This window comes from Myroides sp. C4067 (genome assembly GCF_038039665.1).
GTDB classification, from domain to species: Bacteria; Bacteroidota; Bacteroidia; order Flavobacteriales; family Flavobacteriaceae; genus Flavobacterium; species Flavobacterium odoratimimum.
The window spans coordinates 157,150-169,429 of sequence record NZ_JBBPHJ010000007.1; the positions used below are offsets into that span (position 1 = coordinate 157,150).

Genomic DNA, 12,280 nt, shown 5'->3' on the forward strand with positions numbered 1-12,280 from the left:
GTTCTGATTGTGATTAGAACAATCCTTTTTCTTTATTTCTATTTATCTTTGTAATTCAAAACTCACAAAACAATGATTAAAGTAGTACCCTTAAAAGAAGGTGATTTTTATGAAGATGAGGTAAAGAACTTTTTACCTATAGGAGATAAGGTATTGACCACAGAAATACAATTAGCAGTACAACCTTTTTTGATCATAACAGATAATCATAAAACATTATTGGATGTAGGTTTAGGATATCAAGAGAATGGTGTTTACAAAATAGATGAATTATTGGCCAAAGAAGGATTAACTCCTTTGGATATAGATAGAGTGTTGATGTCGCATTTGCACAAAGATCATATCAACGGTTTGGTTGAAGAAACAGAAGAAGGATATATAGGACGCTATCCTAATGCTCAAATATACATTCAACGTAGAGAAGTTGCTTTTGCGGAGTTGTCTATGGATGATATTTCATTTGATTATGATATACTGGAAGAGGCCTTAGCATTGCCTAATATTATATGGATGAATGATGATCAGGGTAGTATAGATGATCAGATTACTTATCAAGTGGTAGGAGGGCATACGCCGTATATGCAGGTATTTTGGATTAAAGACAAAGAACAAACCATCTTTTATGGTGCAGATAATCTACCAAAGCATAGCTATCTAGAATTTAATATGGCGTTTAAAAGTGATTATGACGGTAAACTAGCGATGAAGTGGCGTACAGAATGGAAGATACAGGCTGAGGAAGAGCATTGGACAGTATTGTTCTATCACGATATGGACCGAGCAGTGTATAGTTGTGAGTAAACTAAAAAAAGACACACTAATTAGTTGTATATTAGATACTCTCAATCTTTAATATGAGTATCTATGAGTAAAAGAGATTTGTTTACAGCATTAGTGAAGTTATTAGGGTTTTACTTATTTCTTACCTATTTTTTGTCTCTATTAAGTAGTTTGTACTATTTGATTACTGTAAAGGAAAATACCTTTGGTGATTTACTGTCAGATATAAGTCAACATATCTTTTTGTTGGTAGTATTTACTCTGTTAATGTTATATGGAGATAAGATAGTTAGCCTTTTCCGCTTGAGTAAAGGTTATGACACTGATAAAATAGTAGTCGATAATCTGACTGCTGTTGATATTGTTAAGGTGGGAGTGTTTATTATTGGAGGAATACTCATTGTGAATAATCTCCCTTATATGATTACATGGATTATACAACGATTTACTGTAGCTATCAGAAATGAAAATATGCCTACCTTTGATGAATATGGGGCTTTTAGAGCTTTTGCTAATTTAGTGTTAGGATTCTTAATGATAACCAATTTTGGTAGAATAGCTAAGTACTTTGTCAAATGGAATAAAGAGGAATAAATTATAAAAAACCTTCTGATCATAATAAGATTAGAAGGTTTTTTTATGTAACCTAAAGTGAGTATTATAACTTTAACTATTCTATTTTTTATTTAGTATATCAAAGGATGTTTTGAATTATATAATTTATAAATCTATAGTTTTTATTTTTAATTGTTCTTTATTGTGCGTTTTTTATATTTAGTTTAAGCTTATTTTAAATGGTTATTTAGAATTATTCTTGTTAGTGAGATAAATAAGTCTACATTTGTCATTATTTAAAATAATTATAAATAACAAGTGAGCAGGCTTAGTAAAGTAACCTTATTGATGGCTCTAGCCAGTACCTCATTAGCTTTGGGGCAAGTAAAGAAGATTATCGTTATTACCAATAACAATAATCAGTTGGTAAAGAATGCTGTCGTAATAGTAAATAATCAACAACTGATAACAGATGGGGAGGGGCAGGTTCAGTTTGACCTAAAACCTGCATCGTCTTATGTTATTCAAGTATTTGCTGAACACTATCAAAGTGTGAATCAAACATTCGATACTGTGGATTTGATTCGCAATTCATTTGTTTTAGAAGAAGACCACACCATCTTATCAGATATTATTGTTCAAACTAAAGATGAACAGCAAAATAGTAATCGAGATATTATTAGAGCAGTCACTATAGATACTAAAAGTGAGATTCTTCGTCCTACCTCTTTAAATGATTTAATGAACAAGACTACTGGAGTGCGTATCCGACAAGGAGGAGGCTTAGGTTCAGAGGCTAATATTAATCTGAATGGTTTTCAAGGTAATGCAATTCGTTTTTTTAAAGATGGTATTCCTTTAAACTATTTGGGACAAGGGTATAATATTTCTAATGTGCCATTAGATGTGTTGGATAAAGTGGAGGTATATAAAGGAATTATCCCTGTGCACTTAGCAAGTGATGCTTTAGGAGGAGCTGTTAATTTAGTTTCTTCTTCTATACAAAGTAATCAATTAAGAGCTTCTGTAGAATACGGTTCATTTAATACAATTCGCTCAGCTGTAAGAGGGCATTATAACTTAAATGATAATTTATATGCAGGAGGAGAGGTGTTTTATAATTACTCTGATAATGATTATAAGATTAATACTCCTGATCTTGAATTAGCTCAAACTCATTCTAAGGTAAAGTTGTTTCACAATCGATATAAGCACTTCTTTGCTAATGCTTATTTAGGAGCTCATAATCTTTCTTGGGCAGATAAAATTGAACTAGGTATAAGCTATTATAATATCGATAAACAACTTCAAAATAGTCCTACTTCAATGGTTGTACCTTATGGAGGAATTGAAGATAAGCAACACAGTGTTATTCCAACATTAAGGTATAAAAAAGCCGTATTCAATGATAAATTATCTATAGATCAATTTCTATCTTACAATGTAGTGAAGTCACAAGCTATTGATACCTTAAAAGGAAGGTATAACTGGCTAGGAGAGTTCACCCCACGTGGGTATAGAGGGGAAGGAGATATGCCTATGGATGCTGATATAGATATGACATTCTTTACTTCAAGAACATTGATAGGCTATGCGATTAATCCTTCACAACAGATCTGGTTAAACAATACTTACAATTATACTAAAAGAGAAGGTAAAGATCCTTATGGAAGAGTAATTCAGGATTTGAACCAAACGGTGATTGAGCTTCCTACTCGTTATAAAAAGAATGTGTTAGCTATAGGGCTGACGAGTCAGTGGTGGGATAAGAAATTGGAGACAAATGCAATTGTGAAGTTGTATAATTATTCAAGTAGAGGGCTTAATACTGCTAGTAATGTAGACTTATCCGCTAGAGATATTCATGATGTATCAGATAATGCATTTGGCTGGGCTTTAGGAGCTAAATATAGATTAACAGAACAAACTAATCTTCGCTTTTCTGTAGAAGATGCAAGAAGATTACCAGGATATACAGAGTTATTTGGTGACTATATTTTTATAGCATCGAACTTTAATTTAAAGCCAGAACAGAGTATCAATTTAAATTTAGGAATAGAGAAGGAGGTGGGTAACTTCCAATATAGTTTTAATAGTTTTTACAGACACACAAAAGATATCATTGTACTTGTGTCAGGTAATCCACCTCTCTCTGTTTTTGTCAATAAAGAAAAGGCTAATGGGTATGGCTTTGAAGGAGATCTAAGCCTGAAAGTAAAAAAGAACTATAAGTTTTATGGGAACTTTACTTGGCAAAGTATTCGTTATGGAGAGTTTAAACAAGCCGCAGATAAATGGTTAAAAGGTAATAGAGTTCCAAATATTCCATTCTTTTTTGCCAACATTGGAGCAGAAGCTAAGTTTACTGATGTTTTCAAGAAGCAAGATCGATTAACAGCTTATGCTAATCTTAATTTCGTTCGTGAGTTTTACATCCAACCTATTGATAAGTCAATGGAGCCAAATGGATTTTTAGGATTGTTTGGAAAGAGTAAAGGAGATGTGAAAAATATTGTTCCAGATCAAACTTCTCTTACTCTAGGTACTTTATATGAACTAAATGATAAAGGAGTATCTATCGGAGTTGAGGTACGCAATTTACTAAATCAAGATTTATACGATTATTTTAAAATACAAAAAGCAGGTAGAAGTATCTACTTAAAACTTAACTATAAACTTAATTAACATGAGACTTATAAAACCATTATTATCAATGTCATTTGCTTTTGCATTAACATTAGCATCATGCTCTTCTTCAGATGACAATAATCCTGTAACACCAGTAGACCCAGAAGTAAAACAGAGCCAATATTTTCTGATGACTTTATCAGAAGGAAAAGGACCTATTAAAAACGGTTTCCTAAAAGCCTATTCTTCTTTACCAAAAGGAGCAATAGACAATGCTACAGGTAATACGACAACCACAGGAGGAATGGGAGGGTATCGTCAATATGGTAATAGAGTGTATAGAATGTTTGATGATAATAATTCTCGTGCATTAGGTCAATTCATTTTTGATGATAAAGGCTTTTATACAACTAAAAGTATTGCTGTAGAACCAAAAATAGCAGGTTCAGGAAACTTTACATTAACGAATGATCATACAACAGGATATTATTTTGAAGGAGCTCAACCTACACAAATACAGATTTTTGATCCTATAGGAATGGCAAAAAAAGGAATGTTAGGTGATTATGCTGAACAGATCAATGCGTTAGAGAAAAAGTTAAATCTACAAGGTGTAAACTTTAAAGCAATAGGTCAACATTTATTAGCAATTAATGGTAATAAACTATATGCTGATATCACTTTTGGAAAGAACCAAGGGGCACAGGGAGGTATGTTTGATGGTGTATCAACTGATGTACATCTTGCTGTTATTGATTTGACTAATGGAAAATGGATAGGAGATACTCAGGTAAAGAATACAGGTAATATTGCTTTCGTTGATGAGAACCCGTTGTATTATTTTGACGAGAATAAAGATTTGTATTTCGTGTGTCAAGGTATTAAAACAGGAGGTTTAGGAGATCAATCTAAAATAGCACGTATTAAGAATGGATCAAATGAAGTAGACCAATCATGGGAATTAGATTTCAATACGATGTTTAACAGTGTAACACCTGGTAAATTCTCAACAATCTATGTAGAGAAAGGAAAAATAGTAACGTTGGTAAATGATGTACCATTAGCAAATCCACAAACAATTAATTTGACTCCTATTTGGAAGTATGTAGTGATTGATATTAAGAGTAAGGCAGTAACACCTATTCAGATAGAGGGAGTAACATTAGTCGAAACACCAGCCGCTTCATTAGGAGTATCTAAAATAGATAATAAGAAATTTATTCGCGTGGTAAATGATACAAAATTGGGGTACTATGAATTATCAGAAGATATGCTAAAAGCAACGCCTTCTATTGAGATTCAAAAAGGAGGAAAGCCTCAAGGATTGTTTAAAGTAAACAAGTTATAAAAGTAATTAATGAAAAAGTATGTGTTTATTGTTTTAATGGTAGTTATGAATTTGCAAGCACAGAACAGTTTTAAAGTTAGAGTAGAAGTCACAGTGGAAGACTTTGCTCACACAGAAGAACCTATTTATTTGACAGGTAATTTTAATCAATGGAATCCTAAGGATGAGCGTTATCTAATGCGTAATATCTCAGGAACATCTAATCAATATTTAGTAGAAGTTGAAAATATTCCATCAGGAGTTTTAGAATATAAATTCACACGAGGTACTTGGCAGACTTTAGAGTCATCTAAGAAAGGTAGATTGATTAATTTACACGATGTAGAAGTTAAAGAAGATATGGTATTAAAGAATACTATTTCTGCATGGAGAGACCAGTTTGAAGCGTCTACAGCTCCAGATCATCTAGTGATACTGAAGAACTTCTATATCCCTGAGTTAAATAGAGTAAGAGATATTAGAATTTATTTACCTAGAGACTATGACCATAGTCAAGAATCGTATCCTGTGTGGTATATGCACGATGGACAAGACTTGTTCGACGAGGCTACTTCAGAAGGTAGACTAGGTCCAGTAGAATGGGAAGTAGATGAGACTATAGCCAAATATGGAGATCAATATATTATCGTAGGGATAGATCATGATTATCAAAAGAATCTAAGAGAAAAAGAATATTCTTTTTTTCCTACACAGAAGAACCCTGTCGTAGAAGGACAAGCTTATATTTCTTTTATAGTTAAAACATTAAAGCCGTATATAGACTCGACTTATAGAACCCAATCAGATGTTCATTATACTGGTATCGCTGGAGGTTCTTTAGGAGGATTGATTTCTTTATATGCAGGGTTGACTTATCCAGATACATTTGGAAATATAGGCGTGTTTTCTCCTTCTATTTGGCAAGACGATCACAATCTAGATACTTATGTCAATGTCTTATCTACTAGTCAAATAGATAAAATAAGAAAACAAACCTATTTTATCTATGGAGGAGGGCGTGAGAATCGAAAGAAAGGAGATGGTAACGTGGTAAGAATGGATGAAGATATTCTCCGTTTTTTAGAAACAAATAACAAGGTATTAAACCTTAATTATGAGTTGAATATTAATCCAAAAGGAAAGCATGGTGCTTGGTATTGGCAACAAGCTTTTAATTGGATGATAGGTAGCTTATCTAAAGTAGAAAGTACTAATTTTTAATAATAACAATATGAAATACATTAAATCATTAACGTTTTTGAGTGCTACAGTATTAGCAGCAATGGGAACAACTGCTACAGCACAATCAATAGATCAAAATAAACAAGTAGGAAAAGGGTTATATGAAGTTGCTTACAATAGTGTGGACAATGGAGTATATGTTGCTTCTGTAATCGATTTTAAAACTAAAGAAGGAGTTGTTTATAAATTAAATGGCAATGACTTATCTGTTGAAAAAGAGTACAGTGTGAACGGGAATCCTGTATTTGGTATTGCAGTAAATGAAAAGACTCAAAAGATTTATGGAACGAATACAACTACTAATGCAGTGACTGTAATCGATCTAAAAACAGGAGCTACTAAAGTAATTCCAGGAACGAATGAAAGCGGTCACAATAGAGAGATTGCTATTGATGAGAAAACAAATACTATTTATGCATCAGACACACAACAAGATGGGAAAGTGTGGATCATTGATGGAGATAAAGATGTATTAAAAGGATATATAGACAATACTGGTATTTTTACAGCAGGACTTACTTTTGATACTAAAACGAAGAAGTTATACGCTGCTAATATGGGTACAAATGAAGTAGCTATTATTGATCCAACGACTAAAAAAGTGATTAAGAAGTTTGCTTCAGGTGGAGAAAGCCCAATTAATGTTTCTATTGATGAATCAGGAAGAAGATTGTTTGTGACAAATTCTTCTACTGGGTTAACAGTATTAAATGCTGACAGTGGAGAGTTACTAAAAGTAGTAAAGTTTAAAGGAGGGTCATTAGGAGTAAACTATTTACCAAAACAAGATAAAATTGTTTTAGCAAATAGAGAAAGTGGTAAAACTGTTATTGTTGATGGTAAAACCTATGAGGTAGTTACAGAATTAGAGACGGGAAGTCACCCTAATACTGTAGCAGTAAATAAAAATACAGGAGTAGCTTATGTTACAAATAAAACAAAGAGAATGCCTAAAGTAGAAGGGCAAGAGGCTGCAGTAGATACGAATGGTGATACTGTGAGTAAAGTACAATTATAAAATCAAAGCTCATCTATTATAATTAGGAAGTGGCTACTCTGTAATGGAGTAGCCATTTTTTTTAGGTATATATTAATGTTGTTTGTTATGAATATTATTTAGTTGTGTAAAATTTTATGAAAGTTGTTTTATTATGGTGATATGTTGATTATAATCGTACTTTTAACATAAAATAGAGTATAGTGAGAAACGAGGAACTTAGATTAAAGAAAGAAGATTTCTATCCACCATTATTGTTGGTAGGAGTGATGTGGTTTATATTTGGTCTACAACAATTGGGTATATTCCACGATTGTTATGGAGTGATTCCTTGGCGTATAGAAGGCATTAAAGGAATTTTCTTAAGTCCTCTGTTTCATGGTGGGATAGACCATATCATTAGTAATACTTTACCTTTATTTATACTTAGTGTAGTATTGTTTTTGTTTTATAAAAAGCAAGCATATACAGTACTTATTATGGGGTGGATTACCTCAGGTTTAGCCTTGTGGCTATTACCTGATTTTGGTTACTTTCAGACAAGTATGATGAGTTGTCATATAGGAGCAAGTGGATTAATTTATATGCTCTTTTTCTTTCTATTCTTTAGTGGAATATTTATTCGCAAGTTAGTTTTAATCTTAGTATCTATTATCATTGGGATACTATATGGAGGGTTAGTTTATGGAGTACTACCTAGCTATGTCGCAGAAGGTGTTTCTTGGCAAGGGCATTTAGTAGGAGCGTTAGTGGGTTTAGTATTTGCATATCAGATGAATAGGAAGAAAAGCAAAAGAAAGTATAGAAGGAAATAAGCTACATTAAGTGTGGTTTTTACATTAAAACCTTGTTGAAATGTGATGTTGTTTACTAGAAAAACTACTTTTTATAGTAAAATTAACAAGTCTAATATTGTCATATTTCAGAAAAAAAATATTTTTGTGATATGAAATATGTATCACTAATTGTATTATTATTCTTTGTAAACTTTATCGCTACGCCGACTATTGCGGTGCTAGCTGGCATTGAATTAGAGATACCTTCTGTGACCATTTCTGAAGAAAATAAAAAGCCAATCACTAATGCAGAAGAAGAGCACAAAGGACATTTGTGGGATTTATCTGCTTCTAATCATCTTAATCTAGTAGATGCAGGAGAAGGATTGGAATTAAACTTCTCTCATTTGAAACTTGTGTATGAATCACAAGAGTTCGATATCTTATTACCCCCTCCTGAACGTTTAGTTTAATATTATTTCTATTAGTAAACACTAGTAGAGGATTTAGCAAAAGACATTTTATAGGTTATTTGTCTATCTATTTTTATAGATATGGATGGTTATAGAGTTCATTCTAAAACTAACAATAGATAGATCAACGAACAGTAATTACGCAATGCAAATCGGAATTAGTACTATAATCATACGATAGTATAATGATAGCGCTATAGAAAGAGTTATGGCTTAGAATCTTTTTGTAGTATTTAGCTAATACTGTTTCTTGATTTTTGTACTGTAGAGTATGTGCTATATTTCCTTTAGTTACCTATGATGTCTTTTGTTGTAACGAAAGTCTTCTTTTGCAAAATGGTTAATTGTCAGCAATGAAGAAGCCTTTAGTTAATCATTTCTTTTTTAGCTTTTAAGTATTGAATAAGTCAATATTTACCTTCTTGATTTTTTGGACAACAATGAATCGACAGATCTTCTATTGCCTTTATCTGTGGCTAAAAAAGAAAAACTAAACGTAAAATAACAATGACAAAAAATATGAGTATGGCAGCACTTAAGAAGAGTGTTGCTCCAGGCCTTGTGGTCTTTTTAGTCGCACTTCCACTGTGTTTAGGAATTGCGTTAGCTTCTGGTGCACCCCCTATTGCAGGTATTATTTCAGGTGTGGTAGGAGGAGTAATAGTTGGATTACTGAGTAATTCAAATATTAGTGTAAGTGGTCCAGCAGCAGGTTTAGCGGCTATTATATTAGGAGCTATAACGGAGCTAGGATCATTTGAATTATTACTTACAGCAGGTATTATTGCAGGAGTTTTGCAAGTGATATTAGGATTGTTAAGATCAGGTACTATTGCCAACTACTTTCCATCAAGTGTAATAGAGGGAATGTTAGCAGGTATTGGATTAGTGATTTTAATTAAGCAATTGCCATTGGTTTTTGGAGTAGATGCTTTAGGTGATATCACCTCTTTTGCATCTGTCCAGTTGGGTACGGTGATTATTACTGTTATTTCATTAGCCATATTATTACTGTGGAATAAGATGAAGTGGACTAAGAAAGTCTCTTTTTTACCAGCAGCTTTAATTGTAGTGGTAGTCGGTATTTTGATTAACCAGTTTTGGATTGCTACAGGTAGCTCTTTAGCTATCGAACCATCGAGATTAGTGTCGATCCCTATGTTTGATAGTTTATCAGATATCAGTTCCATATTTGTATTTCCAGATTGGACAGGATTTGCTAATCCTGCTGTATGGATGATTGGAGGGACTATTGCTATTGTAGCTTCTATTGAAACTTTATTGTGTATTGAGGCGACAGATCGCTTAGATCCATTAAAGAGACATACAGATACTAATAGAGAATTAAAAGTACAAGGGATAGGGAACATTCTAAGCTCTTTGATAGGAGGACTTCCGATGACTTCTGTAGTAGTACGTTCTTCTGCTAATGTGAATGCAGGAGGATTGTATAAAGCATCAGCAGTCATTCATGGTATTTTCTTATTAATAGCTGTTATCTCCCTGCCTTTAGTGTTAAACATGATTCCTTTAGCATCTCTAGCAGCAGTATTAATCTTAGTAGGGTATAACCTAGCTCGTCCAGCTATTCTTATGCACTTTTGGCATAAAGGTTACACACAGTTTATTCCTTTTATCATCACATTTATTATGGTAGTAGTAACAGATTTACTTGTTGGCGTCCTTGTAGGTATGGGAGTGAGTGTATTATTCTTACTAATCGGAAATGTAAGAAAAGCATTCTCTATGCATCGTCAGATAAAGCAAGAGCAAGTAGTATATACCTTGACTTTAGCAGAGGAAGTATCGTTCTTGAACAAGACAGCGATTAAAAACAGGCTTTATCAATTGCCAGATAATTGTCACTTGGCTATAGACGCAAAGCGTATGGGGTATATCCATGTGGATGTCTTAGAGCTTATAGAGACTTTTATAAATGAAAAGGCAAAAGAAAAAAACATACTGATTACTACAACAGGTTTTCACAAAGAAGTGAAAGTATCAGGAGACCAACAAAACATTATTTTATCACACAGAAAAACCATTTAATTATGAATTCATTTACAAAAGAAATATTAGCAAATACAACGCCAGCACAAAGTTTAGAATTATTATTAGAAGGAAATAATCGCTTTGTAAATAACTTGAAGTTTAACCGAAACTTCTTACACCAACTACAAGAGACTAAGGATGGTCAACATCCACATGCCGTTATTTTGAGTTGTATGGATAGTCGTGCTCCACTAGAGCATGTATTAGATCAAGGGATAGGAGATATCTTTAGTTTAAGAATAGCAGGTAATGTATTGACAGATGAAGTAATCGGAAGTATGGAATATGCCTGTAATGTGGTTGGTAGTAAATTAATCATGGTATTAGGACACAGTAGATGTGGTGCTGTGACAGGAGCATGTAATCATACAACTTTAGGTAAACTAGACACTATATTAGAACGCATCCATCCAGTAGTAGATAAAGTTCGCCAAAAACACAGTAATGAAGATTTGTCAGCATCAGAATTAGTAGAGTTAGTGACGATGGAGAATGTAAGAACGATAGTAGCACAGTTGCAAGAGGTGAGTCCTTCGTTGACTAAATTGATTGCTGAAGAAAAAATAGGTGTAGTAGGAGCTTATTATGATGTAGTAAGCGGAAAGGTTGAATTAATCTGCTAAGATTATTATTGATTAAAGGAGAAAGGGGTGTCATTCGTGATACCCTTTTTTTATACAGGATACTTATCACTGTTCTGAGAAGTATTAAAAACAGCTACAATATGTATCATTTGTTTATAAGGATCTACTCTAAAAAAAATGACATACGGAAATTTCTTAATAGAAATAGCTCGTATGTCATTGTATCTTATTTGAAAGAAAGGATTGCTTTTTAATACTTTCAATGTTTTATCAAATTCTTTTTTAAAGGAATTTAGAATACGTTTAGATATCAAAAAATAATACTCAAATATAGCATCTAAGTCATGTATAGCACTTGGAAGTATAACTATATTATAAGTCATATTTTTTGTATAGTTCATTAAGTGCCTTATCAAGAGAAATATAACTCTCACTGGGTTCTGCAAGTCTTTGTTCTAAGATGCCTTGTTGTTCTAGAGTTAGGTTAAGGTCATTAATCTGTTCACTATAATCAGCACCAATTATCTCAAGAAACTCTTGAAATACTGCTTTTTTATCATTTGGTATTATGACGTGATAGTTTATCATAGCGTATGTGTTAAGGTGTTGATAATTAATTGTGTACTCTTCTACAAAGGTATTTATTTTTATTTGATAATTATTTATAAATTCAAATATTTACTAATTTGTGTAATCTAGCTAAATAAGGTTGACTGTTTATGATAAGTGTACACTTATAGTAGTTTGAGATAGCTTTAGTTTTGAATGAGTCCGTAGTGAGTCCGTTATGAGTCCGTACTTACTCCGTTATTTGATAGAAAATAACGGAGTCATTATACTATCATAATAGAGATAATAGAGAAAGA

General features: G+C 32.7%; 12 protein-coding genes. 10 read left to right on the forward strand and 2 right to left on the reverse strand.

All coding sequences use genetic code 11. The annotated features are described in order from the left end of the window. Window positions 1-72 precede the first annotated feature (72 nt). From AABL87_RS07305 to AABL87_RS07350, 10 genes are all read left to right on the forward strand, one after another. Complete coding sequence (locus AABL87_RS07305) at window positions 73-801, forward strand: MBL fold metallo-hydrolase (protein ID WP_341277121.1); 729 nt, start codon at window positions 73-75, stop codon at window positions 799-801. 63 nt (window positions 802-864) lie between these two features. Then, complete coding sequence (locus tag AABL87_RS07310; RefSeq protein WP_073144342.1) at window positions 865-1,374, forward strand: hypothetical protein; 510 nt, start codon at window positions 865-867, stop codon at window positions 1,372-1,374. Between the two features lie 309 nt (window positions 1,375-1,683). Further along, the gene (locus AABL87_RS07315) at window positions 1,684-4,020 is read left to right on the forward strand and encodes a TonB-dependent receptor domain-containing protein (protein ID WP_341277122.1); all 2,337 of its coding nucleotides are present in this window, start codon (window positions 1,684-1,686) and stop codon (window positions 4,018-4,020) included. A 1-nt stretch (window position 4,021) separates the two neighbouring features. Next, entirely contained in the window at window positions 4,022-5,311 is a 1,290-nt protein-coding gene (locus AABL87_RS07320) for a hypothetical protein (RefSeq protein WP_286393489.1), read from the forward strand. Between the two features lie 9 nt (window positions 5,312-5,320). After that, complete coding sequence (locus AABL87_RS07325) at window positions 5,321-6,511, forward strand: alpha/beta hydrolase (RefSeq protein WP_286393491.1); 1,191 nt, start codon at window positions 5,321-5,323, stop codon at window positions 6,509-6,511. A 10-nt stretch (window positions 6,512-6,521) separates the two neighbouring features. Continuing rightward, window positions 6,522-7,550, forward strand: coding sequence for a YncE family protein (locus tag AABL87_RS07330; protein ID WP_006259109.1), 1,029 nt, complete (start codon window positions 6,522-6,524; stop codon window positions 7,548-7,550). A 182-nt stretch (window positions 7,551-7,732) separates the two neighbouring features. Further along, entirely contained in the window at window positions 7,733-8,344 is a 612-nt protein-coding gene (locus AABL87_RS07335; RefSeq protein ID WP_006259108.1) for a rhomboid family intramembrane serine protease, read from the forward strand. 131 nt (window positions 8,345-8,475) lie between these two features. Continuing rightward, window positions 8,476-8,778 carry a hypothetical protein gene (locus AABL87_RS07340; RefSeq protein WP_006259107.1) on the forward strand — a complete coding sequence of 101 codons (303 nt, stop codon included), beginning with the start codon at window positions 8,476-8,478 and terminating at the stop codon, window positions 8,776-8,778. A gap of 507 nt (window positions 8,779-9,285) precedes the next feature. Beyond that, window positions 9,286-10,827 carry a SulP family inorganic anion transporter gene (locus tag AABL87_RS07345; RefSeq protein ID WP_006265162.1) on the forward strand — a complete coding sequence of 514 codons (1,542 nt, stop codon included), beginning with the start codon at window positions 9,286-9,288 and terminating at the stop codon, window positions 10,825-10,827. A gap of 2 nt (window positions 10,828-10,829) precedes the next feature. After that, entirely contained in the window at window positions 10,830-11,453 is a 624-nt protein-coding gene (locus AABL87_RS07350) for a carbonic anhydrase (RefSeq protein WP_006259105.1), read from the forward strand. A 50-nt stretch (window positions 11,454-11,503) separates the two neighbouring features. On the opposite strand, the gene AABL87_RS07355 is transcribed toward AABL87_RS07350, so the two are convergent. Both AABL87_RS07355 and AABL87_RS07360 read right to left on the reverse strand, forming a co-directional pair. Further along, a complete protein-coding gene (locus AABL87_RS07355) occupies window positions 11,504-11,797 on the reverse strand; it encodes a type II toxin-antitoxin system RelE/ParE family toxin (protein WP_230456722.1) in 294 nt (97 codons plus the stop codon). Beyond that, a complete protein-coding gene (locus tag AABL87_RS07360; RefSeq protein ID WP_006259102.1) occupies window positions 11,787-12,002 on the reverse strand; it encodes a hypothetical protein in 216 nt (71 codons plus the stop codon). The genes AABL87_RS07355 and AABL87_RS07360 overlap by 11 nt, the downstream gene beginning before the upstream one ends. Window positions 12,003-12,280: the final 278 nt, after the last annotated feature.